Origin of the sequence: Nocardia aurantiaca, assembly GCF_009708175.1 — a bacterium.
Classification (GTDB): Bacteria; Actinomycetota; Actinomycetes; order Mycobacteriales; family Mycobacteriaceae; genus Nocardia; species Nocardia aurantiaca.
This window is the reverse complement of record NZ_WMBB01000011.1, coordinates 176,296-200,936: the sequence shown is the minus strand read 5'-3', so window position 1 is coordinate 200,936 and position 24,641 is coordinate 176,296. Positions and strand designations below refer to the sequence as shown.

The window sequence follows — 24,641 nt, the reverse complement described above, 5'->3', positions numbered from 1 at the left end:
TGTCGTTGATATGTTTCGCCAACCCGATGGGGCTCAGAAATTGGTCGGGAGTAGTCGAAGAGGACAACGCGTACATGTTCGAGTGGGATCTGGTCAGGACTACCTCCGGCGTGCACGTCGTCACCCGGCTCGCGGAGGAACGGGGGATGCCGGCGGGGGAGTGCCTGGCGGGCTCGGGGCTGCCGGTCGGGGCGGCACGAGAGCAGTACTCGGAAGTCACTGCACGGCAAGAACTTACGGTGATCCGAAATCTCCTCGCGCGATTCGGGGACCAAGCTGGACTCGGTCTGGAGGCGGGAGTTCGTCATCACTTCTCGCTGCACGGACCCTGGGGCGTGGCACTGCTGGCCAGCCGGACGCTGCGCGACGCCGTGCAGGTGGCGCTCCGCTACGTGGAGCTGGCCTTCGCGTTCGGGGAGTTGAGCTTCGAGGAGACGCAGGGCGAAGGGAGGCTGCGATTCGACGATCGTGAGGTGCCCGAGGACGTGCGCGCCTTTCTGACCGAACGGGTCATGGCCGGTGTCCAGATCATCGGCCGGGAGCTGTATTCGGTGGGAGTTCCGGTGCTGCGCGTCGATTTCCGGCACGGCGCGCCTGTCGATATCGCGCGATACCGGACGGTATTCGGAGTGGAGCCGACCTTCGACGCGCCCGGCAACGAACTCGTCTTCGATGCCTCCCACCTGGATGCGGTACTTCCACAAGCGAATGAGTGGGCCCGCAGCACCTGCGAGCAGATGTGCCGCGACCTGCTGGCCCGCCGCCGCACCCGCAGCGGTGTCGCCGGCTCGGTGCGGGATCTGCTGGTGCGCAATCCAGGTGTGCTGCCGGATCAATCGGCCATTGCCGCCGAGCTGTACGTCAGCCCGCGCACGCTGTCGCGGCGACTCAACGAGGAGGGTACCTCGTTCCGCGCGCTGCTCGACGAGGTGCGGCAGGCACTGTCGGAGGAACTGCTCGACCGCACCGACATGACCACCGAACAGGTGGCGGCGCGGCTGGGCTACGCCGAGGCGGCCTCCTTCATCCGGGCCTTCCGGCGCTGGCAGGGTTGTCCGCCACAGGAATACCGTGCGCGCGGGCGCATGCCCGCTCTGGTATAGCGCACGGAGTATGCGCCCGGGCCGGGATCAGCGCGAGCGAAAATGGACGGCGGCGTGGGTCGAGGCCCGGGACCGGCCATCGGGTCCTGGGCCGCGACACTCCACGACGCCACACGGGCGTCGAATCGGATTGTGGCGGAACTGTTCGCAGGCTCGATTTCTGCTGCGGCGGCCGGCGCTCATGTCGGTGCGGCACAGAACGGTTCGCACGATGCGGGCGGCGTCGGCGCCGGGGTCTGGGGTTCGTCGAAATGCGCGGAATTTACCAGCAACAGGATCGCGATGGCGATTCCGAGCACCGCGGCGGATGCGGTCGCCACTACTCCCCAGTTGAGCCTCGGGAACGTGATGACCCTGGTGCCGTCGTGGAGGGTGAGGAAAATTACCTCCGCACTCGCTGGCGATCGGGACAATTGCGACAAAATGGTGTTACGCAACCAGTTTCCGGTCATGGCAGCACTCGGCCCCCTACGGAATTCTCTTGCGATTCGGCTGTGAGTACAGCAACCTCCAGGCTACGCCCGAAATATTGCCATAGCAAACGGCTATGAGTTTCGTTTCCAGTTGGCCCCTGAGTAGTTCTGCGGTGGTGCGGGCACCGCCGCCCGGCAAGGATGAAATCTGTTGCCGGACGGTCTATGTGGGAGAAAGATGAACACCAGAGCACGACGCCCCAAAGGGCTGGGCAAACGAGCCTGGCTGGCGACTCACCTGGTGCGACGCATTCTGCGCACCCTGGCCTGGTCGAACTTCGTCCACGTCACCGTGATCGGCCGCGACCGGGTCCCGAAAACCGGCCCCGTCATCATCGCTAGCAACCACATCTCCATGCTCGACGCGGTTTTCCTCTGGGGCGCGCTCCGCCGCCGCGCCATTGCCATCGCCATGGCCGAACTGTGGTCCTGGCCGGTTATCGGCCGGCTAGTCCGCCGCCTCGGCCAGATTCCGGTAATTCGCCGCGACCACGACTCCGGCCGCAATGCCATGGCCCAGGCCGAGCAAATACTCCACCACGGCGGGGTGCTCATCATCTACCCCGAGGGTCGCCTGGTCCCGCCCGGTGACCATGAGCCCTACAAACCCGGCGTGGCCAACCTGGCGCTGGCGACCGGCGCGCCCATCATCCCGGTGGGAACCACCGGCACCAACAAGGTCCTTCCCATGCGCCGTGCCGCCGCCGATGGCCGCCCTTTCAACCGTCGGCATCCGGTGACCATCCATTTCGGCACACCCATCGACCCCGCCGACTTCGACGATCCGGACAAACTCCTCGACCATCTCCGTCGGCACATCGAAGCACTGCACACTCGACCCGATTGACGGGAAAGCCGGTGCACGGCAGGCGTGTTCAACTGAGATTCAGGCTCGGTGTGCGTGCGGTCGAGAGGGGATCACCGCGTCGGCTTCGATTTCGACGAGGAGGGCGGGGTCGATCAGCGCGCTCACCTCGACCATTGTTGCGGCCGGGCGGATTTCGGCGAAAACCTCGCCGTGAGCTTTGCCTACCTCTTCCCACCGGGAGATATCGGTGACGAAGATCCGGGTGCGTATCACGTCCTCGACGGAGGCGCCCACCTCGGCCAGGGCTGCGGCGATGCGGCGCAGCGCTTCCCGTGTCTGTTCGGCGATGTCGTCGCCGCCCACCGGACCACTGTCGGGAGTAGCGGCTGTCGTCCCGGCGACCGAAACCCATTGACCCACGCGTACGGCACGGGAATAGCCGACGATCGGCTCCCACTGGGCGCCCGAGGAGACAATCTGTCGACTGGTCATCGCCCTATTCTGCACAACCGTCCGATAGAGGCAATCTCGGCGGTCTACGCGTCGGGGTGGCGGACGACGCTGAGGCCGGGAGGATCACGGGCGGTTCACAGAACGCCTGTTGTCGGGGGTGGGTCCTGTGGGCCGCTGTAGCGGTATGCCCTGACGGGATGGTTCGATCGTCATATGAGCGACGGTGTGGAGTTCGGACGGGTGGTGTCGGCGGGTCGTGAGGTGGCGGCGGCTGCGGAGCGGATCTTCGAGTTGATCGCCGATCCGGCGCAGCAGCCCCGATGGGATGCGAATGACAATCTGTCGCACGCGGATGCGGGGCAGCGGGTGCGCGCGGTGGGTGATGTCTTCGAGATGACGCTCACCCGCGGCACGGTCCGGGAGAACCGCATCGTCGAATTCGAGGAAGGCCGTCGAATCGCCTGGCTGCCCTCGGAACCCGGCATGCAGCCGCCCGGTCACCTGTGGCGTTGGGAGCTGGAACCGTTGGGCGACAACCGAACCCGGGTGACGCACACCTACGACTGGACCGCCCTGGCCGATGAGAAGCGCCTGGTCCGAGCCCGCGCCACCACCTCGGAGATGCTCCGGAATTCGGTGGATCGGCTCGCCACGCTGTCCGAGCAGGAGTGACCGGCGGAGCGATTCAGGAGGTCGCTTCCTGGAGCTCACGCACCGACGTGGTGGTGTAGCGGTAAGTCGGTGGTCCGAATATTCACGGCCACACCGGGATGGGTATCGGCCAGCGACGTCCCGCCCGCCTTCGGCCACCTGCCGACGATGACGAAATTCTCGACCCCGATCCGGCGCGGCGCGATACCCGCGCCGATGCCGCCGAGACCCGCGCCGGCGATCCCGGCTCATGGCTGGGCAGGGGCTGGGAACCATTGGTGGAGTTCATGACCGAGACCCCATGTCCTGAATGGAGTCGGATTCGACAGCGGCCGCCGCATCCGCACGGGCCCGCGCGATGACCTCCGGTAGCTGCTGCCGCCGGAGCTTGCCCACCGTGGTGCGCGGCAATTCGGCCACGAAGACGATGTCGCGCGGCATCTTGTAGGTGGCCAGCGTGGCCTTGATATGGCGTTGCAGAGCTCGCGCGCCCGTCCGCGCCCCCGGCTCGAGCACCACGGCCGCCGCCAGCCGATAGCCGAAATCGTCGTCGGGCACCCCGACGACGCCGGCATCGGCCACCGCCGGATGCGCCAGCAGCGCCTCCTCGACCTCCTGAGGGAAGACGTTCTCGCCGCCCGAGACGATCATGTCGTCGGAGCGGCCGTCCACGAACAGCCGGCCCGCGGCATCGAGATGCCCGAGATCGCCGGAGTCCATGTGCTCTCCGACCATCTCTTTGGTCTTGCCGTCGCTGTAGCCCTGGAACATGCTCGGGTTCTTGTTGACGATCCGGCCGGTGACACCGGCGGGCAGCTCGCGACCGTCACCGTCGACGATGCGAATGTCCACGATTCCGGTCAGCGGCCGTCCCACGGTGCCCGGCGCGGCCCGCAGATCGGCGGGAGTGGCGAAGGTTCCGGCGCCGGTCTCGGTGGAGGCATAGCCGTTGAACAGCACGTCCCCGAACTCGTCCATGAAGGCGGTGGCCAGCCAGGGCGGCAGGGGAGCGGCGCCGCACACCACCATCCGCAGGCTCTCCACGTGGTAGCCGCGGCGGTCGTCCGGCGGGAGATCCATGATGCGTTTGAGCATGGTCGGCACCAGGCAGGCGATCTGCACACGGTGCCGCTCGATATCGGCGAGCACGGTTTCGGCATCGAAGCGCTCGTGCACGAGCGCGGTCGACCCGAGCAGGAACGCACCGGCGATAGCCAGGAAGCCATAGGTGTGATGCAGCGGCGGCGCGATCACCATGGGCCGCCCGAGCCGGGGGATCGGCTCGACCTCGGCCAGATCGCCGAGGGCTGCCACCATGCCCGGGATCGATCCCGCCAGCGCGGACCCCGCCGCGCGGACGCCCAGCGTGCGCGGCACTCCCTTGGGTACTCCGGTGGTGCCGCCGGTGAGCATAATGATCGAGCCCCCGCCCGCGGGCCCGCGCACCGGCGGCCCACCCGCTGCCACCAGTTCCGCGACCGTCGGCAGCCCGCCCGCCGCGCCGCGTATCACCACCCGGCGGCCCTGATACCCGGATTCGTCTATCCGCGTGTGGAATTCGCCATCGTAGAGCAGCAGCCCGATCCGCTCGCGGTCCAGCACCTCACCGATCTGCGGCCCGGCGAAGCCGTAGTTCAACGGCACCAGATCCGCCGACAGTCGCGCGGCCGCGTAGGCGGCGATGACGAATCCGCGGTGATTGCGGCACAGCACGCCGACGCGCTGCCCGCGTCGCACATCCCAGCGTGCTCGCAGCGCGGCCGCCAGCCGCTGCACCTGCCGATCCAGGTCGGCGGCGGTGATCGGACCGTCGTCATCGATCATGGCGGGTCGATCCGGGAACCGCGCCGCGAAGGCCGCCAGCACGGTCGCCAGACCGACGCCGCCGCGCAATGCCCAGGCCAACTGGGGAATCCGAGTGGGCGGCACCAGGCCCAGCGCGCCGCTGGCTCGAATTCGGCCCGCCGCGGTGACCGCGGCGTCGAACAGATTGGCCGTCCGCTCCACCCGCCCGATCGGCCCCGTCCAATCGACGGACCGGTTGTTCCGGTTCCCGGCCTTCGCGGACAGCGTCAGCATCCGCTGCATCGCCCCGGCATTGTCGAGCGCGTATGACAGGGGCGCACCCACCCGCTCCCACGGCGCCAGGCGGCGGTCGCTGATCCCGTACCCGGCCGGGCCCAGCGCGATCCGGACCGATTTCGGCAGTCCGATCATGAGCCCGACCTCCCTGTCGAGCGGTCGTCACCGTCCCATCCTGATGGGCAAGTTCGAGCAGGCCGGTCATGGTCCCATTCCTCACCGACCACCGTGGTCCCGAACCGGATGTTCGGAGACGATCCGAACTGACGCGCCACCGCCACGCGATACCGCTTCACCTCCGGCCCCGACGCGAACAGCTTGCCCCAATGGGGATTTCGCGCGAAAGAGTACCGGTAGGCGAGCGACGGAATATCGACTTCCAGCTCCGGACGACCATTGTCGCGCCACCTGCCGCCGACCTTCTCGGCACGCACCAGCACTACGAGATCGCGTCCTCCCGCTCGCTTCAGCGTGACTCCCGCGGCAATGCCGCCCGGACCCGCGCCGATGACGGCGACCGAGTGATCCGGCGCCGAAAGCGTCGGTGCGGGGATGTCTTTGGATGCAGTGGTCACGACGGTCGGGACTTTCCGGACAGACTCCGGCGCTGCGCTGCGCCTATCTCACCAGGGTAATTTTGTCTGGGACAGTGATCAAGGTCCGTGGGCGCCGGTGATCCGACCCCGGTCCGAGGCCGCCTCGCGGCCTCAGCCCGCGGCGAAGCCCGTGGCCGCCGCGCCTACCCGGCGCAGGCGCACGACATTCAGGTCCGTCGGCTGCCCGGTGCGCGTTCGGTACCGGTCCATCACCGCACTCAATTCCGGTGACCAGCGCAGGATCTCATCACGCATCGGCCCGGTCGTGCCCAGCTGCGCGATCAGCCCGAGCAAGGTGACCAGCGCCCGCTGGAACGGCATCAGATACGCCGGGATGCCCAGTTGTCGGTAGGCATTGCTCAGCTTGGGGCTCATGGTGTCCAGCGTGCGCCCGCGCAGCCACTCGGTATCCAGCCGGAAGGTCTCGTGCCGCAGCAGCTCGGTGAACGGCAGCAGCTTCTCGGCCAGCCCCGCGCTGTCCAGGCCGCGCTGGTCGTCGGTGAAACCGTGCTGCCGCGTGACCAGGTCCAGGTCGGCCGGGCCGCCATTGATGAGCGCGTCGGCCAGGTCGTGCACCAGCGCCGGGAACTGGGCGGGCGGCCACGCCGGGCACGCCCCGAAATCCACCACACCCAGACGGCCGTCGGGCAGCACCCGGAAATTGCCCGGATGCGGATCTCCGTAGAGCAATCCCGAGCGCGGCGCGGAAGACCAGAAGAACCGCACTGCGAGCATGCCCACCCGGTTTCGCTCGTCCTGCGCGCCCGCGGCGATCAAGTGGGACAGGGGAATTCCGTCCAGCCACTCCCCGACGATCACGTCCCCACGCTGCGCCACCACCTGTGGCACCCGGAAATCCGGATCGTCGGCATAGGCATCGGCGAAGCGGCGCTGACTCCGTGCTTCGGCCTCGAAGTCGAGTTCCATACGCAGGCATTCGGCCAGTTCGTCCACCACCGCGCGGCCATCGGTGTGCGGGGCGAAGACCGGTGTCAGCCAGGCCAGTCCGCGCAGCTGTCGCAGATCGCTGTCCACCGCGGCGCGAGCGCCCGGGTACATGACCTTCACCGCCACCGCCCGGCCGTCATGCCAGATCGCGCGGTGCACCTGGCCGATGGTGGCCGAGGCGGCGCGTCGGTCGTCGAACTCGCGGAAATTGTCGCGCCAGTCCGGTCCGAACGACGCCGCCAGCACGGCGTGCACTGTGCGCGGCAGCATGGGCGGCGCGGCGTCCTGCAGGCGGCCCAGCGCGATGCGGTACGGCTCGGCCAGCTCCGGTGGCAGCGCCAGCTCGTAGATGCCCAGGACCTGGCCCAGCTTGGCGGCGCAACCCTTCAGCTCGCCGAGCACCTCGGCCATGTGCTCAGCGGTGCGCAGCTGGATCTCGCGATCGATCTCGCCCGCCGGTCGCCCCTGCGCTCGCTTGCTCGCCCCGGCGACCTGCCGTCCCGCGAAGGCCAGCGGCACGGCCGCCAGCTTCGCACTGCGAATCGCCTTGCGGGCGGGCGGATTCCCGCCCGTGTCCGCATCCCCCCGCCGAGCACCGTGTCGCCGAGAACTCATCGATCAACCAACCCCTACCGCGCGTTTCGATCGAATGCGCACCAGCGAGTCTGCCACGGAGTGAAACTATGCGGTACGGAAAACTGTACGGATCAGTACATCGTCCTGAATAGTGAGATACGCGAAGGGAATCCGCCGGCCCGCCGCGTCAGGGTTGCCGGGCGGCCACGAGGGCCAGATCGGTGAGCCGGTACGCGCGGGCGACTTCGGCGGGCGTGAACGGCTCCCCGGTGCGCAGGAAGGTCATTGCCCCGAGGTCGGTGGACGAATCGATCTCGAGCAGGGTGCCGCCTGGTACCCGGGCCGGGTCCGGAGCCGGGACATATTGCGCGCCAAGCAGTTCAGCGATAGCCAGCGGCAGTTCGGCGGGATCGGCGGCCACCCGCGCGGCCAGCCCCAGCGCTCGCGTCTGGCCGTCGACGAGGGTCAGCGCCGACGCGGGCCAGATGCCGACCGTGATCCCGCCCGCGCGGGAGATGGCGTGGGTCAGCCGCTGCTGTCCGATCCCGGACGGTGTCGAGACGACCAGCTCGTCCAGCACGCCGTTCTCCAAGTGGTGTACGTGCACGGCGAGGATATTGGCCTGCCGATCGGCCAACTGCTTGGCCAGCAGTTCCAGGCGGCCGGGCTTGTCGTCCAGCCGCACCCGGATGCGCCAGAGTCGCTCGGCGCTGTCGAGACGGTGGCGGCGCCGCAGCTCCGGAGCGTGCAGCCAGCGGGCCAGATAGCGCATGGCCCCCGGCTCGACCACCCAGATGACGAGAATGGTGGCGGTGACGGCGAGCATCGACACCATCGCCATATAGGGCAGTTCGAGGTGGATGACCAGGGCGTGCAGGGCCAGCTCGACCGGGAACACCGCGGCGAGCTTGGCCAGCGCCATGCGGGTGCGTTTCGGGTGGGGCAGACGACCGCACACTTCACATGCCAGCGCATGAATCTCGGGTTGCCTCATGGAAACCACAATCCGCGACACAGGTTTCCGTAACTGTGGTGCGGTGTAAAGAAGGGATGACAGAAATCGACAAACCCCTTGCGGCAGCTGGTGATTCAGTGTGCTGAGCCACAGCCGGGCATATGCTGTGCCCAGACGCACACCATATGCCCTACTTGGGCGGCAGCGTCTTCGCGAACTCGATTCCGCGCCGCACCCACTCGTCGAGCGCGTCCTCATCGGCCACGGTCGCGCTGGTCACCCGCAGCCACCCGTTCATCGTCGTGCTCCCCATCTCCATCGGTTCGACCGAGCCCGCCTTCACCAGCGAACCTGACGTATCGGGATCGGTGCGCACCAGCAGCCCACCCTTGCCGCTGGCCGCCACGGCCATATTGCCGCCCACCAGAAACGCCAGTCCACCGAACATCTTCTTCTCGACCACGTTCACCAACTCGGGCCCGAGCACATCCCGAATCCGGTCCGGAAGTTCCTCGTCGTATGCCATATCCGCCATTCTGAGCCACCCCACCGACAGCTCGGTCCAGGACGCAGGGCCCGGATCGCCACCCCATTGCCGATGATGTTGCACAGGCCCGCGTCCCGCCCGGTGGCGCCGACGCGGGGATCCTTCGCGCCGACATCCGCTGTACCAACCGTCCTGGTCGGAGGGGGCGAAGCCGTAGATGCGGCCGCTGGCGGTCCGAGTGACCGTTCGGGCGGCGTCCGGCGGCAGGGTTCGATCCGGAGAGACCACTCCGGCATGTGTCGGGGGCCATCGATGAGGTACACATGATGAGTGGAAGCCCCGCCGACCATTGGTGTCGAAGAGGAGTTTCTCCTCGTGGATCCGCTCAGTGGCGCGCCGATCGGCAGAAATGCCGACGTCGTACGGACCGCAGCGGATTTCGGCATGGATCTGCAATTGGAAATAATGCGGTGCCAGGTGGAAACCAGCACGCGCGTGCACACGAACACCGGTGATCTGCTTCGGGAACTGCGGGAATTGCGGCGCGGCGCCGCGGCCTGCGCGGAGAAGAACGATGCGCTGCTGCTCGCCGCGGCGGTGCCGCCGACCGTCCCGGAAGAACTCTCCATCACCGCCACCCCGCGCTATCGCCGGATCGCAGAGAGCTTCGGCCGGCTGGCGTACGAACAGGGCCTGTGCGGCTGCCACGTGCACGTGGCGGTGCCGGACCGGGCCGCCGCGCTGCAGGTGAGCAACTTCCTGCGGCCCTGGCTGCCGCTGCTGCTGGCGCTCACCGCCAACTCGGCCATCTACCGCGGCGTCGAAACCGGCTACCACAGCTGGCGCAATATTCTGTGGCGGCGCTGGCCCAGCGCCGGACCGCCGCCGTACTTCGGCTCGGTCGGCGAGTTCGAGGCGGCCGTGGAGTCCATGCTGTCGCTGGGCGTCATCCTGGACCGCAAGATGGTCTATTGGGACGTGCGGCCCTCCAGCACCTTTCCGACGGTGGAGGTGCGGGTCAGCGACGTGCCCGCCACCGTGGAGGAGTCGGCGCTGCTGGCCAGCCTGGTGCGCGCGAGCGCAATGACCGCTCGCGCAACCGATTCCGCGCCGCGCGTCGCGGAGGACACACTGCGCGCGGCATATTGGAAAGCGGCCCGCGAGGGCATCGACGGGGCGGCCATCGATCCCCTCGACGGACGCACAGTCCCGGTGGAGGATCTGCTGACCCGGCTCATCGACCGCATCCGGCCCGCTCTGGAACAGCTGGACGACCTCGGCTTCGTCACCGATACCGTGGCCGCGTTGCTGGCCCGCGGCAATGGGGCGCGCCGGCAACTCGACGCGTTTCACGCCCGCGGCGACCTCTCCGACGTGGTGGGTGAACTCGCGGAGGCCACGCTGTACACCTGCCGGTAGCCCGGTTCAGCGGCGTGGCCGGGCTACTTCAACACCAGACAGAGCGCGAAGTCCTCGATTTCCGGATCGCCGGCATGACCGGTCGCGTGCGTGATGATCACGTCGGTGTTCGGGTACTCGCTGTCGCACTCGGCGTCCCCGGTCGGCCCCAACGGCTTGGCCAGCACCGTCGCCTGGGCGCGCGGATCGCTGCACGGCACCGCCTCGACCGCAGGGTGGTCGTCCTTGGCGATGTCGCCGTTCTTATCGCGCACGCAGTCTCCGACGATGGCCGACTCGGCGTCGCGAACCGCGGGCGTCGTCGGCGTGACCGGGATCGACGGTGCGACCGGGGCGATGTTGAGTGGGTAGGTCGTCGCCGGCGCGTCCAGATAGCGGTTTTTATCGAGATCGGCCGAACTCGAACTGTTTCCGCCGCTGCTGACCAGCCACCCCACCAGCACGATCGGGACCAGCAGACCGAGGATCTGCGGCCGGACGAACAGCGGTGTGCCCGGATCCATCGGCAGGGTCGGCGCACCCGGAATCGGCGGCGGCAACTGCGCCAAGCGCGCCCGATTCACCAGGTTCGCGAGGACAGTGATCGGGTTGAAGAGAGCGAACGACAGCGGCCCCCACCAACCCTGAATCAGGCTGTCGCCGGTCATCTTCCGGAAGGCGGCCAGGCCGCACGGGCGGCAGTAGGGCCCGGGCTGCTTCCGGAACCACATCAGGATGATGACGGCGCAGTGGGCGCGGAAGTCGAGGTCGATGGCGGGAGTGGACCCGCAGTACAGGCAGTAGACGCCATTGGCGGTGGCGAACTGGGCCGGATCCGGCGCGGGACGATTCGGGCCCGGCACGGATCGGGTTGTGCCGAACGATGATTCGGGCGTGGACAAGCCGAGAATCCCCCTGGGGTGAAGCTGGAAACCGCCGTATTGAAACACACCACGGTCACTACCGCAGATTCCAGCCTGAACACCCGTCCAGTATCTGGGATTACGGCATCGGCTGCTCGTCCACGATCATGTCGTAGTTGACCTTCGAGCCCTCCACATTCGTGGTCTTGGCGGTGACACCCCAGCGGGTGCCGTCGGCCTCGGTCACCACGCAGCGGATGGTCGAGCTGGTGGCGCCGCGTAGCAGACCGTTGCAGGTGGAGGACTGCGGAGCCATGCCCACCTTCTGCTGATAGAAGTTCGAGACGCTCGAGGCTACGTCGTCGGGTGCGACGAAGGCGTCGGTGATGCTCAGGTCGTAGTAGACGTCATTGCCGTCCACCTTGGTGACCTTCGCGTTGATGGCCCACGTCTGCCCGTCCGCCGCGGTGGCGGTACAGGTCTGGGCAGCGTCCACCTTGGCGGGCAGACTTCCGTCGCAGGACACGGTCTTCGCGTCCTCGTGCGACTTGTCCTTGTAGAAGCTGCCGGCCTTGGTCTGCACGTCGCTCTTGCTCACCGAGCTGGAGCCGGACGAGGAACATCCCACAGCGAGGATCGGCACCAACGTCAAAGCCAGAGCGGCTGTCAGTTTTCTCATGGACAACTCTAGGCGCGGGATTGCCGAGAAAATCTTGAAAATGAGAGTGCGAAACTGGCGAAGCCTGCGTGTCCGGCGCTGGCACGCCGCATTGGGGGGTGAATTAGAGACCTTGACAGGTGTCCGGTCCGGAGCATCGCGCCGGACCGGATCGGCGTCTATCGGTCAGTCACCGCGCCCGCGCCATTCCTCGAGTTGCGGGGATTCCGCGCCGATGGTGGTGGATTCGCCGTGGCCGGTGTGCACCAGGGTCTCCGGCGGGAGGCCGAGCAGCCGGTCGGCGATCGACTCGACAATGGTGCCGTAGTCGGAGTAGGACCGCCCGGTGGCGCCCGGACCGCCATGGAACAGGGTGTCGCCGGTGAAGACCACGCCCAGATCGGGGGAGTAGAAGCAGACCGCCCCCGGCGCGTGGCCCGGGGTGTGCAGCACGTGCAGCTCGGTCCCGCCGACCTCGATCACCTGCTTGTCCGTCAGCTCGCCGTCGGGGCTGGTTCCGGGGTGGGTGAGCTGCCACAGCACCAGGTCGTCCGGGTGCATGAGCACGGGAGCGCCGGTGGCCCTGGACAATTCGGGTGCGACGCGCACGTGGTCGTCGTGCGCGTGAGTGAGCAGGATGGCCTTGACCTCGCGGGTGCCGATGGCATCCAGGATGGCGGCGACATCGTGCGGCGCGTCGATGACGACGCACTCCAGGTCGTCGCCCACCACCCAGACATTGTTGTCGACGTCGAAGGTCTCGTTGTCGAGGGTGAAGGTGCCGACGGTGACGGTGTGGTCGATGTGCGCCATCAGAACACCACCACCGATCGCAGCACGTCACCGTGGTGCATCTTGGTGAAGGCCGCCTCGACCTCGTCGAGTGCGATGGTCTCGGACACGAACCCGTCCAGGTCCAGCCGGCCCTGCTGGTAGAGCTCGATCAGGTAGGGGAAGTCGCGCGAGGGCAGGCAGTCGCCGTACCACGAGGACTTCAGCGATCCACCGCGCGAGAAGAAGTCGATGAGCGGCATCTCGAGGGTCATGTCCGGCGTCGGCACGCCGACCAGCACCACGGTGCCCGCCAGATCGCGCGCATAGAAGGCCTGCTTCCAGGTTTCCGGGCGGCCCACGGCGTCGATCACCACATCCGCGCCGAAGCTGTCGGTGAGTTCCTGAACCCGTTCCACCGCGTCCTCTTTGGCGGCGTTGACGGTGTGGGTGGCCCCGAATCCGGTGGCCCACTCCAGTTTCCGCTCGTCGATATCGACGGCGATGATGGTGGTCGCGCCCGCCAGCTTGGCGCCCGCGATGGCGGCATTGCCGACGCCGCCGCAGCCGATGACGGCGACCGAGTCGCCGCGGCTCACGCCACCGGTATTGATGGCCGCGCCCAGTCCGGCCATGACACCGCAACCCAGCAGACCCGCGGCGGCGGGGGAGACGCTCGGATCCACCTTGGTGCATTGCCCGGCATGCACCAGCGTCTTCTCGGCGAAGGCGCCGATGCCCAGGGCCGGAGTGAGCGGGGTGCCGTCGGTGAGCGTCATCGGCTGTGCCGCGTTGAAGGTCGAGAAGCAGTACCAGGGCTTGCCCTTGCGGCAGGCGCGACAGGAGCCGCAGACCGCCCGCCAATTCACAATGACGAAATCCCCGGGCTCCACATCGGTGACGCCCTCGCCCACCGATTCCACGATGCCGGCGGCCTCGTGCCCGAGTAAGAAGGGGAATTCGTCGTTGATGCCGCCCTCGCGGTAGTGCAGGTCGGTGTGGCAGACCCCGCAGGCCTGCACCCGCACCACGGCCTCTCCCGGACCCGGGTCCGGGATCACGATGTCGGTGACTTCCACCGGGGCGTTCTTCGAGCGTGCGATGACGCCCCGCACAGTTTGGGACAACGAAATTCCTTCCTGGCTAACCGCAATGCCTTCGACTATGGCACCCGGCCCCGCCCACGTCATCTATTACCCCGTGACACGGAAAACGAATCTCCTTGTGGCCGATCACAACCTATTGCGTTTCATAGCAGCGCGTGCTCGGCGGCTTCGGCGATCGTGGCCGCGACGAGGGTGAGCGCGGGCGAATCCAGTCGCCATTGTTGCCAGTACAGCGGGATATCCACGAATACCTTCTCATCCAGCGGAACCAGCGCGTCCTCGGGGTGAATCATGAGGTCCGGGATCATGCCCCAGCCCATGCCGACCCGCACCGCGTCATGGAACCCGGCCGAGGACGGGATGTAATGCCGGGGCGGGTCCACGGGCTTGCGGGTGTAATGCCGCATGAGTCGGAACTGCAGGTCGTCCTTGCGGTCGAAGAGCACCACGGGTGCGTGTGCGAACGACTTGGCATTCGCCCCGTCGGGAAACCAGGTGCGCGCGAATTCGGGTTGTGCCATCGGGCGATAGCGCATGGCCCCCAGGCGACGCACCGTGCAACCCTGCACCGGTGCGGCGGTGGAGGTGATGGCGGCCATGACGGTGCCGTCGCGCAGAAGGCGGGTGGTGTGCTCTTCGTCCTCGCGGTGGATCTCGAACGACACCCCGGCGGCCGCGCGGCCGAGCGCGGGGATGACCCATGTCTGCAGCGAATCGGCATTGACGGCAATGGGTATGACCACCGGGCCGTCGCCGGGCTGGTGCACGTCGCCGAGTTCGCGCGCGGTGTCGCCGGTGAGCAGTTGGATCTGGCGCGCCAGCCGCAGCACCGTCAGCCCGGATTCGGTGGGCCGTACCGGTTTGGTGCGCTGCACCAGGATGCGGCCCGCCGCGTCCTCCAGCGCCTTGATGCGCTGGCTGATTGCCGAGGGTGTCACGCTGAGCTTGCGGGCGGCGGCGTCGAAGGTGCCCTCGCTGATGACGGCGTCCAGGGCGCGCAGTTGGTCGAGCTGCAGATCCATAGTAAGAAATCCTAATGGTGCATCAGAATCTTTAGCTGGCCTGGTGCTGGACGGTTGCCTTAATTTCGAAACCGTGAACGCATCATCGGCGGCCCTCGCGGCCATTTCGGGACTCGGCTTCGGACTCTCCCTCATCGTGGCGATCGGCGCGCAGAACGCGTTCGTGCTGCGGCAGGGCATTCGACGTGAGCATGTCCTGCCGGTGGTCACGTTGTGCGTCGGCTCCGACGTGATCCTCATGACGCTGGGCGTGGCGGGCTTCGGGAAGATCGTGAACGCCGCACCGATGGTGATGACAGTCGCCAAATACGCGGGCGCGGTCTTCCTGCTGGGGTACGCCTTCCTCGCCGCCAAACGCGCTTTCGCGGCATCGGGGCTGTCTGCGGGCGGCGGCGCCCCCCTCGCGCTGGGCGCGGCCATCGCCACCTGCCTGGCCGTCACCTGGCTCAACCCGCACGCGTATCTGGACACGGTCGTGCTGCTGGGTTCCTTCGCCAGTACCTATGCCACACCGGACCGCTGGTTCCTGACCGCGGGAGCCATTGCGGGCAGCCTGATCTGGTTCGTGTCGCTCGGCTTCGGCGCGCGCCTGCTGGCCCCGGTATTCGCGAAGCCGACGGCGTGGCGAGTGCTGGATTCGGTGATCGCGGTCGTCATGACGGGTCTCGCTGTCGGTTTGCTGGTCAGCTAGTGCCGTCCTTCGACGGTGAGCGCCGTCGCGGCGGTGACCTGGCACGGGGCGATGCCGGGGGGTCGCGGAGGTGTGGGCGTCTCCGACATCCTCACCCAGCCGATCCAGCCGGGTGTCGTCGCTCTCCGGGAGACGGGTTTCAGGACACGGTCTTCCACGTGCCGATATAGGGGCTGTTGGAGCCGTTGGCGGGCATGCAGTAGACGGCCCGGCCGCTCGACGATTGGGCCACTACGTCCTTCTTGAGATTGCAGATCTCGCCGGGTTCGTGCTTCCCGCCGGTCACTGCGCCGGGACTGTCCCAGACGTAGGACGGCGTCCCGTTGGTTCCGTTTCGCCGGGTGCACACCAGCTGGCCGCCGTTGGCCGCGTAGCCGAAGGTCCCGGCTTCGGTGGCATTGCACGGGAATCCGAGCGAGGGCTTGGTGATCGGCAGCCAGCGCGGTGTGGAGTCTCCGGCCACATCGCAGGTCAGCACCATGCCGTCGGCGGTGACGGCGGTCTGGCCCGTCTGGCCGCATGGTCCGCCGACCGCGATGACCGTAGCCGTCGCGGTGGTGGTTGTGGTGGCGGATGTCGCGGCGGTGGTCGTGGTGGGGTCGGGCGCGGTCGTCACGTCGGCCGCTTGCGGCGCGGTCGTCGTGGTGGGCCGCGCCGAGGTGGTCGTCGTGAGCAGGATGCGTGTCGGTGCGGGGCCGTTCGCCGTGGTCGGCGCCGCATCCCAGCGGCTGTGGCCCGACACGACCAGGCCGCCGATGGCGAGCACCGACACCGCGATCGTCGCGGTCAGCCCGATGATGGCGTATTTGCTGGCCTTCGACTCCTTCGGGCGGTTGCCCCGAGGCTCGCCCGGGGGCTCGTGGTCGTCGCGCACCGCGTCGAACACCACGGTGTCCTGCGTCCACAGCTCGTCCTGCGGATGATAGCCCGGTGGTATCGAATTACCGCTCATCCCAATAGCTCTCGTCTCGGTGGTCCCGCTGTGATCACCGGGCACACCGAGGGTAAACGGGGATGCCGCCCCGCGGTAGCACGAGTTTCAGCGGCGGATATCGGCCAGCCGCACCGGTCTGCCCTGATGCCGGGACAGCTCGCAGGCCTCGGCGATGTAGAAGGCCTCCAGGGCGTCGGCGGGCGGGCACGGGTTGGCCGCTCGGCCGGCGATCAGGTCCAGGAAGGTGGCGAGTTCCTCGGTGTAGGCGCCGTGGAAGCGGTCCATGAAGCCGGGGTAGGCGGGCAGGGCGGAGGGCGGGTAGCCGGGTTCCACCGAGTGCAGCGGCGCGCGCTCGTCGAGTCCGACGATCGCGTTCCCCTTGGAGCCCAGCACCTCCAGGCGCACGTCGTAGCCCGCGCCGTTGTAGCGGCTCAGCGCGACACTGGCCAGGGAGCCGTCGTCCAGGCGCAGCACCACCGCGGCGGTGTCGACATCGCCCGCGTCGGCGAAGAACCGCTCCCCGCGATTGGAGCCGGTGGCGTAGACCTCCACCACCTCGCGGCCGCTGACCCAGCGGATGATGTCGAAATCGTGGACGCCGCAATCGCGGAACAGACCCCCGGAGCGGGGAACGTATTCGGCGGGCGGCGGGGCGGGGTCGAGGGTGGTGGCGCGCAGGGTGTGGATCCAGCCCAGGTCGCCGGCGGCGATGGCGGCGCGGGCGGCCCGGTATCCGGCGTCGAAGCGGCGCTGGAAGCCGATCTGTACCGGGACATTCGAGCGCTCCAGGTGTTCGACCACCCGCAGCGTGCCGAGAATGTCGGCGGCGATGGGCTTTTCGCAGAAGACCGGGATGCCGCGGTCGACGGCGGCGGTGATGAGGGCGGGATGGGAGTCGGTGGCGGTGGTGACGACCAGGCCGTCGATATCGGCGGCGAACAGCGCCTCGATATCGGGGGCGAACCGCACCTCGAGCTTGTCGGCTGTGGCGCGGGCGCGTTCGGTGTCGGCGTCGGTGACCATGACCGCGCCCACACCCGGCAGGGCCCTGAGGGTTTCGGCGTGGGAGGCTCCGATGCGGCCGGTGCCGGCGAGGCCCACTGTGATCGGGGACATGGCGATGGCTCCTGTCAGTCGCGGGGTGGGGCGGTGGTCGACCGGACGACGAGCGACGGCTCGAGGCGTTTGCGCACCGGATCGGTGCGGTCCTCGCGCAGTCGCTCGGCGAGGGCGTGGACGGCCAGCCGGCCGATCCGGTTGCGCGGCTGGTCGATGGTGGTGAGCGCGACGTGCCGCAGCGCCGCCAGCGAGGTGTTGTCGTACCCGACGACCGAAACGTCCTCGGGCACCCGCAGTCCCGCCTCCTCGAGCGCGGCCATCGCGCCCACGGCGTTGAAATCGTTGCCGCACACCAGTGCGGTGGGAAAGTTGCTGGGGGAGAAGATGTTCAGCAGCTTGCGGACCGCGGCGGCCCCGGCCTCGTCGGTGTGCTCGCTGGGGATCACCACGGGTTCGAGGCCGTAGCGGCTCATGGCGGCGGTGTAGCCCTTGCGCCGCGGCGGGGCCGCGAAGGCGGCGCCGCCGTCGACGTGCACGACGCGCCGGTGGCCCAGCGCGACAAGGTGATCCACGGCCAGGGCCGCACCGAGTTCGCCGTCGTCATTGACGGTGTCGACGGCGGGGCTCGTGGAGGTGCGCGAGACCAGCACGACCGGGCAACGGGCCGCCGCGTCGCGAATGGCGGAGGCGGGCAGCACCGGTGAGAGCAGGATGACCCCGCCCGGTCGGAAGGCCAGCAGGCTCTCCAGTGCGGCGCGTTCCCGCGCCGCACTGCGGCGGCCGGTATTGAGGATGAGCTCCAGCCCGGTCTCCTTCGCCGCCTCGTCCATGCCCTCGACCACATCGGCGAAGAAGGGATTGCGCAGGTCCGAAACCATGACGCCGACGATATTGGAGGTGCGGCTGGCCAGTGACCGGGCCATGGCGTGCGGCTGGTAGCCGAGCTCGGCGGCGGCCGCCAGTACCGCGTGGCGGCGGTGTTCGCTGACCTTGGGTGAATTCCGCATGACCAGCGAGACCAGCGCTCGGGAGACGCCGGCCCGAGCGGCGACGTCCTCCATGGTCGGTCTGGTCATGGTCGCCTCCGAGGTGCTCGGCAGTGGATGCAGCGGTCCGGATCGGTGTGTGTCGCACGCTACAGCGTTGCCGCGGGCCGGGGCAATAGAGCGCTCTAATCGGCTATCCGGAGCGTTTATATTGGTCTCCATTTCGCCTGGAAGGCAGTGTTTTCCGTGCATTATGGCTACTTTCCGGCGTATGTCGGACCCTTGACATGAGAGTGAGCCAGGTTACATTGTTGGAGCGCTCCAATCCCGCGCATCCCGCGTGACGCGGAGCGCCTCACACGATGGCCAACGACGGGTCTGGGAAGTACCGATGACCGAACCGCTCCATCCATTGCGCATCGCCGCCGCGCCGATCTCCTGGGGAGTCTGCGAAGTTCCCGGCTGGGGGCATGTCCTCGACCCGGGCACGGTCCTGACCGAAATGGCGGGCCTCGGCATCACCGCCACCGAGTTCGGCCCGCCGGGCTACCTACCCGAGGACCCCGTCGAGCTACGGGAGATGGTGAGCGCGTACGGTATCGCGCCGATCGGCGGCTTCCTCGCCCTGGCGCTGCACCGGGACCCCGGCCGGGCATCGGCCGCCGCCCGCGCCGCGGCCGCGCGGTTCGCGGCGGCCGGCGCCGAGATCCTGGTGCTGGCCGCCGCCACCGGCCAGGACGGGTACGACACCCGGACGCCCCTCGACGACCGCGAATGGCGGACCCTCGTCGACACCGCGGCCACGATCGGTGAGATCGCCGCCGCGCACGGCCTGCGCCTGGCCCTGCACCCGCACGTGGGCACCCACGTCGAGACGGCGGCCGCCGTGGATCGCTTCCTCGCCGACTCCGAGGTGGACCTCTGCCTGGACACCGGGCACCTGCTCATCGGCGGCACCGACCCGGTCGACCTGGCTCGCCGCCACGCGGACCGCCTCGGGCACATCCATCTCAAGGATGTCCGAACCGCCCTGGCAGCCGAAGTGCGCGGCGGGGGTATCGAATACAGCGAGGCCGTCCGGCAGGGGCTCTACGTACCGCTGGGTTCCGGCGATGTCGACATCGCCACCCTGGTCCGCGAGACGTACGCCGGGGGATACCGCGGCTGGTACGTGATCGAGCAGGACGCCGCGCTGCGCCCCGGTGATGCCGCTGAGGTCCCGACGCATGACGCTCGACGAAGTCTGCGATTCCTGGCCGAGATCGGCGCCGGTCTCGCCTCGGCTCGGATCTAGCGGGGAGGTGACGACGATGTCCGCAAACTCCCGACCCCACCATCCCCGCTGGCTGCGCCTGTCGCCCTGGCTCGCGGCGGCGGCCGTGCTCGCGGCCTGTAGCGGCCCGGGCGCCGATGTCACCGGACCCACCCGGGCCCCGGTCGCGGTGGGCACCCTGACATCGGTGGCCGTGGTGACCCACGGGTCGCCCGGTGACGCCTTCTGGAATGGGGTCAAGAACGGCGCGGAAGCGGCCGGGAAGGACCTCGGGGTCCGCGTCGAGTACAACTCTTCGGGCGATCCCACTCAGCAGGCCAAGCTCATCGACAATGCCGTGGCGCAGGGCGTGGACGGGCTGGTGGTGTCCATGGCCGATCCGGACGCGCTGAAGCCCTCGGTCGAGAAGGCCGTCGCCGCGGGCATTCCCGTGGTGACCATCAACTCCGGTGAGGCCGAGAGCGTCCGGTTCGGGGCCATCGGCCATGTCGGCCAAAGTGAGCGCATGGCCGGTGAATCCGCCGGGAAGCGCCTGGCCGACGCCGGAAAGCACAAGCTGCTGTGCGTGATTCACGAGGCTGGGAACGTCGGCGCGAACGAACGCTGCGCCGGTGCGGCCCAGGGCTTCGGTACCACGACCACTCTCCAGGTGGATATCAACAACCCGACCGATGCGCAGGCCCGCATCAAGGGCGCGCTGGAGGCTGACCGCTCCATCGACGCCGTGCTGACGCTGAACTCGCAGATCGCCGCCCGCGCGGTGGACGCGGCGACGGAGTCCGCTTCGAAGGCGACGGTGGCCACCTTCGACCTGAATTCCGATGTGGCGAGCGCGATCCGGGCCGGGACGCTGTTGTTCGCGGTGGATCAGCAGCAGTATGAGCAGGGCTATCTGCCGGTTGTCATGTTGAAGCTCTACAGGTCGAACCTGAACACCGTGGGCGGCGGCCATCCGGTGCAGACCGGTCCGGCGTTCGTGGACAAGAGCAATGTCGATGCCGTCGCCGCGCTGGTCGGCCAGGGCACACGGTGAACCGGCGGGAGCGGTGAAATGACTACTACGACAGAGGCGTCCGAGACAACGACGGTCGAGCTGCCGCCGGACCGGCCGGCCGTTCTCAACCGGGTGGTGGCCCGCCCCGAGGTGGGCGCGCTGCTGGGCGCGGTGGTGGTGTTCGTGTTCTTCAGCATCATCACCACCAAATTCCTGAAGCCGCTGGGCATTTCGACCTGGCTGGACGACGCCTCCACGCTCGGCATCATGGCGGTGGCGGTGGCCATGCTCATGATCGGCGGGGAGTTCGACCTGTCCACCGGTGTGATGACCGCCTCCACCGCCCTGATCACGGGGCTGCTGGCGGTGCACGCGGGCTGGAATGTGTGGTTCGCGCTGGTGGTTTCGCTGGCTTTCGCGCTCATGGTGGGCGCGCTCAACGGCTGGGTGGTGATGCGCACCGGGCTGCCGAGCTTCATCGTCACCCTGGGCACCTTCCTGGCCTTGCAGGGTCTGAATCTCGGTGTGACGCGGTGGGCGACCGGCACCGTGCAGGTGTCGGGCGTGCGTGGCGCGGACGGATACCAGTCCGCCGGTTGGGTTTTCGCCTCCACCACCAAGATCGGAAGCGCCGGCATCAAGGCGTCGGTGGTGTGGTGGATCGTGGTCAGCGTCATCGCGGCGATCGTGCTGACGCGCACCCGGTTCGGCAATTGGGTCTTCGCGGTCGGCGGCTCGTTGCCCACCGCCCGCGCGGTCGGTGTGCCCGCCACCCGCACCAAGATCCTGCTCTTCATGACCACCGCCTTCGCGGGCTGGATCGTGGGCGCGTGCAATCTCCTGCGCTTCGCCAGCGTGCAGGCCAATCAGGGTGTGGGACTGGAATTCCAGTACATCATCGCGGCGGTGATCGGCGGCTGCCTGCTCACCGGCGGGTTCGGGTCGGTGGTGGGCGCGGCCATCGGGGCGCTCATCTTCGGTATGGCACGGCAGGGCATCGTGCTGGCGGGCTGGAACAGCGACTGGTTCATGCTGTTCCTCGGCGTGCTGCTGTTCTCGGCCGTACTGGTCAACAACGCATTCAAGAAGCGGGCGGAAAGGGCACGCCGATGACCGCGACGGACAAGGACAGCGTCGAGGCGGCCGTGGCGCCGCTCATCGAAACGGTCGGCATCGGAAAGAGCTACGGCGGCGTGGTGGCGCTGCGCGACGTGTCGACGGTGGTCGAGGCCGGCGAGGTCACCTGCGTCCTGGGTGACAATGGCGCGGGCAAGTCCACGCTGATCAAGATCCTGGCGGGTGTGCACCGGCACGACAGCGGGGAACTGCGCATCGCGGGGCAGCCCGTGCGATTGTCCTCGCCTCGTGCGGCTTTGGACCTCGGTATCGCCACGGTCTACCAGGATCTGGCGGTGGTGCCCCTGATGAGCGTGTGGCGCAATTTCGTGCTCGGCTCGGAGCCCGTGAAGCGCTACGGCCCGATCGAGCTGCTGGACCGCAGGCAGGCGCGCGACATCGCCCGAAAAGGTCTCGCGGACATGGGTATCGATATTCCTGATCTGGAACAGCCGGTGGGGACGCTGTCCGGCGGTCAGCGCCAGTGCGTGGCCATCGCGCGGGCGGTCCACTATGGGGCCAAGGTGCTCATCCTCGATGAGCCGACCGCGGCACTGGGTGTGAAGCAGGCCGGTGTCGTGCTGCGGTATGTCGTGCAGGCGCGTGATCGTGGACTGGGCGTGGTGCTGATCACCCACAACCCGCATCACGCCTATCCGGTCGGTGACCGCTTTCTGCTGCTCAAACGTGGCGCCATGTTGGGGAGCTACGAAAAATCCGCGATCGACCTCACCGAGCTGACCCGACAGATGGCGGGAGGCGCGGAACTCGAGGCGCTGCAACACGAATTGGAGCGGGTGGTGTCGTGACGGAGCTGGAGGTGTTGACGATCGGCCGGGTCGGCGTCGACCTCTATCCCGAGCAGAGCGGAGTGCCGCTCGCCGAGGTGCGGACCTTCGCGAAATTCCTCGGCGGCACGGCCACCAACGTGGCGGTGGCGGCGGCGCGACTGGGTCGCCGCGCCGCGGTGCTGACCAAGGTCGGCCCGGACGGGTTCGGGGACTTCGTGCGGGACGCGCTGGAGGGGTTCGGGGTGTCGGCGCGGTACGTCGGGACGGCGGCGCATTTGCAGACGCCGGTGGTGTTCTGCGAACTCACACCGCCCGCCGACCCGCCGCTGCTGTTCTATCGTGCGCCCATCGCACCGGACCTCACCCTCACCGAGGGCGAGATCCCCTGGGACGTGGTCGATTCCGTGCCCCTACTGTGGGTGACCGGGACCGGGGTGAGCGCCGAGCCCGGCCGCACCACCCAGCGGGCGATCCTGGAACGCCGAGCGCGGCGCGGGCACACCGTGCTGGATCTGGACTACCGGCCCATGTTCTGGCCCGATGTGGAGACCGCGCGCGCCGAGATCGGCTGGATGGTCGATCACGTGACCGTGGTGGTGGGCAACCGGACCGAGGTGGAGGTGGCGGTCGGCACGGCCGATCCCGATCAGGCCGCGGACCGGCTGCTGGCGCGTGGGGTACGGCTGGCCGTGGTCAAACGCGGGGCGGAGGGTGTGCTCATCGCGACCGCGGCCGAGCGCTGGACGGTGCCGCCCTGCCGGGTCGAGGTGCTGTGCGGGCTGGGCGCGGGTGACGGCTTCGGGGGCGCATTGATCCACGGGCTGCTGTCCGGCTGGGCGCCGCATCGCCTGGCCGCCTACGCCAATGCCGCCGGCGCGCTGGTGGCCTCGCGGTTGGCCTGCGCCGACGCCATGCCGACCGATGCCGAGATCGAGGAGATGCTGTGCACCTGACCGATGCGCGCTGGTACGAGCTGCTGCACACCCGCGCCACGGACCCCGAGGCCGTCCGGCGCGCCTACGCGGACCGGCGCCGCCGCCCGAATCTGCTGTCGGACAGGGGAACCCTGTTCCTGGTGGCGGCCGATCACCCCGCCCGGGGTGCGCTGGGCGTCGGCGCGGACCGCACCGCCATGGCCGACCGACGCACCCTGCTGGAGCGGCTGCTCATCGCGCTGGACAACCCGGCTGTGGATGGCGTGGTGGGCTCACCCGACATCGTGGAGGAGCTGCTCCTGCTCGACGCCGTGCACAAGAAGATCGTCATCGGCTCCATGAATCGCGGCGGGCTGGCCGGGGCAGACTGGGAGATCGACGACCGCTTCACCGGATACGATGCCGAATCCCTGGTGAAATTCCGCCTCGACGGCGGGAAAATGCTGCTGCGCCTGGTGGATTCGGACCCGGGCACCATTGCCACGCTGGAAGCCTGCGCCCGCGCCGTCTCCGAACTGGCCGAGCACGGACTCATGGCCATGGTCGAACCGCTGCCCTACGCCCGCGACGCGTCCGGCACGCTGACCATGCACAAGGACCCCGCCTCGCTGCAACGCGCCATCACCGTGGCATCCGGTCTCGGGCTCACCTCCGCCTACACGTGGCTGAAAATCCCCGCTCCCGAGGATGTCTCGGTCCTCGACGCCACGACCCTTCCCGTCGTGATCCTGGGCGGCGCCCCCTCCGGCGACCCCGAGAACGACCTCGCGTCCTGGGGCGCCGCCCTCCGCCACGATGTCGCCCGCGGCCTGGTCGTCGGCCGCAGCCTGCTCTACCCTCCCGAGGGCGACGTCGAGGGCGCGGTGCGGGCGGCGGCCCGCGTCTTGGAGGCGGCGCGATGAGCGGGCCGCG

Annotated in this window: 26 protein-coding genes; 12 read left to right on the top strand and 14 right to left on the bottom strand. The window is 68.4% G+C overall.

The annotated features are described in order from the left end of the window. The first annotated feature begins 74 nt into the window (after nucleotides 1-74). The 3 genes from GLP40_RS23835 (at nucleotide 75) to GLP40_RS23825 (ending at nucleotide 2,423) form a co-directional block, all read left to right on the top strand. Nucleotides 75-1,103 (top strand): AraC family transcriptional regulator, encoded by a 1,029-nt coding sequence (locus GLP40_RS23835; RefSeq protein WP_196054765.1) that lies wholly within the window; start codon nucleotides 75-77, stop codon nucleotides 1,101-1,103. Between the two features lie 132 nt (nucleotides 1,104-1,235). Then, on the top strand, nucleotides 1,236-1,601 hold the full coding sequence (locus GLP40_RS23830) for a hypothetical protein (RefSeq protein WP_154790214.1): 366 nt from the start codon (nucleotides 1,236-1,238) through the stop codon (nucleotides 1,599-1,601). A 153-nt stretch (nucleotides 1,602-1,754) separates the two neighbouring features. Then, complete coding sequence (locus GLP40_RS23825; RefSeq protein WP_154790213.1) at nucleotides 1,755-2,423, top strand: lysophospholipid acyltransferase family protein; 669 nt, start codon at nucleotides 1,755-1,757, stop codon at nucleotides 2,421-2,423. Between the two features lie 39 nt (nucleotides 2,424-2,462). Here GLP40_RS23825 and GLP40_RS23820 read toward each other — a convergent pair whose 3' ends face one another. Next, nucleotides 2,463-2,876, bottom strand: a complete 414-nt coding sequence (locus GLP40_RS23820; protein ID WP_154790212.1) for a RidA family protein — start codon at nucleotides 2,874-2,876, stop codon at nucleotides 2,463-2,465. Nucleotides 2,877-3,050: 174 nt separating this feature from the next. Between GLP40_RS23820 and GLP40_RS23815 the strand changes: the two genes are divergently transcribed. Beyond that, a complete protein-coding gene (locus GLP40_RS23815; RefSeq protein ID WP_154790211.1) occupies nucleotides 3,051-3,509 on the top strand; it encodes an SRPBCC family protein in 459 nt (152 codons plus the stop codon). A 264-nt stretch (nucleotides 3,510-3,773) separates the two neighbouring features. Here the strand turns inward: GLP40_RS23815 and GLP40_RS23810 are convergent, their stop codons facing one another. From GLP40_RS23810 to GLP40_RS23790, 5 genes are all read right to left on the bottom strand, one after another. Next, nucleotides 3,774-5,705, bottom strand: coding sequence for an AMP-binding protein (locus GLP40_RS23810; RefSeq protein ID WP_230329860.1), 1,932 nt, complete (start codon nucleotides 5,703-5,705; stop codon nucleotides 3,774-3,776). After that, complete coding sequence (locus tag GLP40_RS23805) at nucleotides 5,702-6,145, bottom strand: NAD(P)-binding protein (RefSeq protein WP_328290576.1); 444 nt, start codon at nucleotides 6,143-6,145, stop codon at nucleotides 5,702-5,704. The genes GLP40_RS23810 and GLP40_RS23805 overlap by 4 nt, the downstream gene beginning before the upstream one ends. A 132-nt stretch (nucleotides 6,146-6,277) precedes the next feature. Next, nucleotides 6,278-7,729, bottom strand: a complete 1,452-nt coding sequence (locus GLP40_RS23800) for an ABC1 kinase family protein (RefSeq protein ID WP_268867154.1) — start codon at nucleotides 7,727-7,729, stop codon at nucleotides 6,278-6,280. A gap of 148 nt (nucleotides 7,730-7,877) precedes the next feature. Continuing rightward, nucleotides 7,878-8,684, bottom strand: coding sequence for an amino acid-binding protein (locus GLP40_RS23795; RefSeq protein WP_154790210.1), 807 nt, complete (start codon nucleotides 8,682-8,684; stop codon nucleotides 7,878-7,880). A 151-nt stretch (nucleotides 8,685-8,835) separates the two neighbouring features. Continuing rightward, nucleotides 8,836-9,171, bottom strand: coding sequence for a TfoX/Sxy family protein (locus GLP40_RS23790; protein WP_154790209.1), 336 nt, complete (start codon nucleotides 9,169-9,171; stop codon nucleotides 8,836-8,838). A gap of 291 nt (nucleotides 9,172-9,462) precedes the next feature. On the opposite strand from GLP40_RS23790, the gene GLP40_RS23785 reads away from it, so the two are divergent. Further along, on the top strand, nucleotides 9,463-10,551 hold the full coding sequence (locus GLP40_RS23785) for a glutamate--cysteine ligase (RefSeq protein ID WP_328290575.1): 1,089 nt from the start codon (nucleotides 9,463-9,465) through the stop codon (nucleotides 10,549-10,551). A gap of 23 nt (nucleotides 10,552-10,574) precedes the next feature. Here the strand turns inward: GLP40_RS23785 and GLP40_RS23780 are convergent, their stop codons facing one another. From GLP40_RS23780 to GLP40_RS23760, 5 genes are all read right to left on the bottom strand, one after another. After that, nucleotides 10,575-11,393, bottom strand: coding sequence for an LppU/SCO3897 family protein (locus tag GLP40_RS23780; RefSeq protein ID WP_154790208.1), 819 nt, complete (start codon nucleotides 11,391-11,393; stop codon nucleotides 10,575-10,577). A gap of 139 nt (nucleotides 11,394-11,532) precedes the next feature. After that, nucleotides 11,533-12,072 carry a DUF4333 domain-containing protein gene (locus tag GLP40_RS23775; RefSeq protein ID WP_154790207.1) on the bottom strand — a complete coding sequence of 180 codons (540 nt, stop codon included), beginning with the start codon at nucleotides 12,070-12,072 and terminating at the stop codon, nucleotides 11,533-11,535. A 165-nt stretch (nucleotides 12,073-12,237) separates the two neighbouring features. Continuing rightward, nucleotides 12,238-12,864 carry an MBL fold metallo-hydrolase gene (locus GLP40_RS23770; protein WP_407671654.1) on the bottom strand — a complete coding sequence of 209 codons (627 nt, stop codon included), beginning with the start codon at nucleotides 12,862-12,864 and terminating at the stop codon, nucleotides 12,238-12,240. Next, complete coding sequence (locus GLP40_RS23765) at nucleotides 12,864-13,949, bottom strand: S-(hydroxymethyl)mycothiol dehydrogenase (protein WP_154790205.1); 1,086 nt, start codon at nucleotides 13,947-13,949, stop codon at nucleotides 12,864-12,866. Before GLP40_RS23765 ends, GLP40_RS23770 begins: the two co-directional genes overlap by 1 nt. Before the next feature lie 122 nt (nucleotides 13,950-14,071). Further along, nucleotides 14,072-14,950, bottom strand: a complete 879-nt coding sequence (locus GLP40_RS23760; protein WP_154790204.1) for a LysR family transcriptional regulator ArgP — start codon at nucleotides 14,948-14,950, stop codon at nucleotides 14,072-14,074. A gap of 73 nt (nucleotides 14,951-15,023) precedes the next feature. Between GLP40_RS23760 and GLP40_RS23755 the strand changes: the two genes are divergently transcribed. Then, on the top strand, nucleotides 15,024-15,641 hold the full coding sequence (locus tag GLP40_RS23755) for a LysE/ArgO family amino acid transporter (protein WP_328290574.1): 618 nt from the start codon (nucleotides 15,024-15,026) through the stop codon (nucleotides 15,639-15,641). 139 nt (nucleotides 15,642-15,780) lie between these two features. Here the strand turns inward: GLP40_RS23755 and GLP40_RS23750 are convergent, their stop codons facing one another. The 3 genes from GLP40_RS23750 to GLP40_RS23740 all read right to left on the bottom strand — a co-directional run bounded on the left by GLP40_RS23750 (nucleotide 15,781) and on the right by GLP40_RS23740 (nucleotide 18,710). Then, nucleotides 15,781-16,593: a hypothetical protein gene (locus GLP40_RS23750; RefSeq protein WP_154790202.1), complete on the bottom strand. Its 813-nt coding sequence runs from the start codon at nucleotides 16,591-16,593 to the stop codon at nucleotides 15,781-15,783. 87 nt (nucleotides 16,594-16,680) lie between these two features. Next, entirely contained in the window at nucleotides 16,681-17,691 is a 1,011-nt protein-coding gene (locus GLP40_RS23745; RefSeq protein WP_154790201.1) for a Gfo/Idh/MocA family protein, read from the bottom strand. Between the two features lie 14 nt (nucleotides 17,692-17,705). Continuing rightward, nucleotides 17,706-18,710, bottom strand: coding sequence for a LacI family DNA-binding transcriptional regulator (locus GLP40_RS23740; protein WP_154790200.1), 1,005 nt, complete (start codon nucleotides 18,708-18,710; stop codon nucleotides 17,706-17,708). A gap of 301 nt (nucleotides 18,711-19,011) precedes the next feature. Here GLP40_RS23740 and GLP40_RS23735 point away from each other — a divergent pair, with 301 nt between their 5' ends. Genes GLP40_RS23735 through GLP40_RS23710 form a run of 6 tightly spaced genes read left to right on the top strand, consistent with a single transcriptional unit; the run spans nucleotide 19,012 to nucleotide 24,631 of the window. Beyond that, on the top strand, nucleotides 19,012-19,914 hold the full coding sequence (locus GLP40_RS23735; protein ID WP_154790199.1) for a TIM barrel protein: 903 nt from the start codon (nucleotides 19,012-19,014) through the stop codon (nucleotides 19,912-19,914). 16 nt (nucleotides 19,915-19,930) lie between these two features. Next, nucleotides 19,931-20,926 carry a sugar ABC transporter substrate-binding protein gene (locus GLP40_RS23730; RefSeq protein WP_154790198.1) on the top strand — a complete coding sequence of 332 codons (996 nt, stop codon included), beginning with the start codon at nucleotides 19,931-19,933 and terminating at the stop codon, nucleotides 20,924-20,926. A gap of 18 nt (nucleotides 20,927-20,944) precedes the next feature. Beyond that, on the top strand, nucleotides 20,945-22,000 hold the full coding sequence (locus GLP40_RS23725) for an ABC transporter permease (protein ID WP_154790197.1): 1,056 nt from the start codon (nucleotides 20,945-20,947) through the stop codon (nucleotides 21,998-22,000). Next, on the top strand, nucleotides 21,997-22,812 hold the full coding sequence (locus GLP40_RS23720; RefSeq protein ID WP_154790196.1) for an ATP-binding cassette domain-containing protein: 816 nt from the start codon (nucleotides 21,997-21,999) through the stop codon (nucleotides 22,810-22,812). The genes GLP40_RS23725 and GLP40_RS23720 overlap by 4 nt, the downstream gene beginning before the upstream one ends. Further along, complete coding sequence (gene iolC, locus GLP40_RS23715; RefSeq protein ID WP_328290573.1) at nucleotides 22,809-23,747, top strand: 5-dehydro-2-deoxygluconokinase; 939 nt, start codon at nucleotides 22,809-22,811, stop codon at nucleotides 23,745-23,747. The genes GLP40_RS23720 and iolC overlap by 4 nt, the downstream gene beginning before the upstream one ends. Next, nucleotides 23,744-24,631, top strand: a complete 888-nt coding sequence (locus GLP40_RS23710; RefSeq protein ID WP_154790306.1) for a Cgl0159 family (beta/alpha)8-fold protein — start codon at nucleotides 23,744-23,746, stop codon at nucleotides 24,629-24,631. Before iolC ends, GLP40_RS23710 begins: the two co-directional genes overlap by 4 nt. Nucleotides 24,632-24,641: the final 10 nt, after the last annotated feature.

Bases quoted from the DNA above. Each gene is read 5' to 3' on its own strand.
- GLP40_RS23835 (WP_196054765.1), top strand. From the start codon at position 75: ATGTTCGAGTGGGATCTGGTCAGGACTACCTCCGGCGTGCACGTCGTC.
- GLP40_RS23825 (WP_154790213.1), top strand. From the start codon at position 1,755: ATGAACACCAGAGCACGACGCCCCAAAGGGCTGGGCAAACGAGCCTGG.
- GLP40_RS23820 (WP_154790212.1), bottom strand. From the start codon at position 2,876: ATGACCAGTCGACAGATTGTCTCCTCGGGCGCCCAGTGGGAGCCGATC.
- GLP40_RS23815 (WP_154790211.1), top strand. From the start codon at position 3,051: ATGAGCGACGGTGTGGAGTTCGGACGGGTGGTGTCGGCGGGTCGTGAG.
- GLP40_RS23810 (WP_230329860.1), bottom strand. From the start codon at position 5,705: ATGATCGGACTGCCGAAATCGGTCCGGATCGCGCTGGGCCCGGCCGGG.
- GLP40_RS23800 (WP_268867154.1), bottom strand. From the start codon at position 7,729: ATGAGTTCTCGGCGACACGGTGCTCGGCGGGGGGATGCGGACACGGGC.
- GLP40_RS23795 (WP_154790210.1), bottom strand. From the start codon at position 8,684: ATGAGGCAACCCGAGATTCATGCGCTGGCATGTGAAGTGTGCGGTCGT.
- GLP40_RS23790 (WP_154790209.1), bottom strand. From the start codon at position 9,171: ATGGCATACGACGAGGAACTTCCGGACCGGATTCGGGATGTGCTCGGG.
- GLP40_RS23775 (WP_154790207.1), bottom strand. From the start codon at position 12,072: ATGAGAAAACTGACAGCCGCTCTGGCTTTGACGTTGGTGCCGATCCTC.
- GLP40_RS23770 (WP_407671654.1), bottom strand. From the start codon at position 12,864: ATGGCGCACATCGACCACACCGTCACCGTCGGCACCTTCACCCTCGAC.
- GLP40_RS23760 (WP_154790204.1), bottom strand. From the start codon at position 14,950: ATGGATCTGCAGCTCGACCAACTGCGCGCCCTGGACGCCGTCATCAGC.
- GLP40_RS23750 (WP_154790202.1), bottom strand. From the start codon at position 16,593: ATGAGCGGTAATTCGATACCACCGGGCTATCATCCGCAGGACGAGCTG.
- GLP40_RS23745 (WP_154790201.1), bottom strand. From the start codon at position 17,691: ATGTCCCCGATCACAGTGGGCCTCGCCGGCACCGGCCGCATCGGAGCC.
- GLP40_RS23740 (WP_154790200.1), bottom strand. From the start codon at position 18,710: ATGACCAGACCGACCATGGAGGACGTCGCCGCTCGGGCCGGCGTCTCC.
- GLP40_RS23735 (WP_154790199.1), top strand. From the start codon at position 19,012: ATGACCGAACCGCTCCATCCATTGCGCATCGCCGCCGCGCCGATCTCC.
- GLP40_RS23730 (WP_154790198.1), top strand. From the start codon at position 19,931: ATGTCCGCAAACTCCCGACCCCACCATCCCCGCTGGCTGCGCCTGTCG.
- GLP40_RS23725 (WP_154790197.1), top strand. From the start codon at position 20,945: ATGACTACTACGACAGAGGCGTCCGAGACAACGACGGTCGAGCTGCCG.
- GLP40_RS23720 (WP_154790196.1), top strand. From the start codon at position 21,997: ATGACCGCGACGGACAAGGACAGCGTCGAGGCGGCCGTGGCGCCGCTC.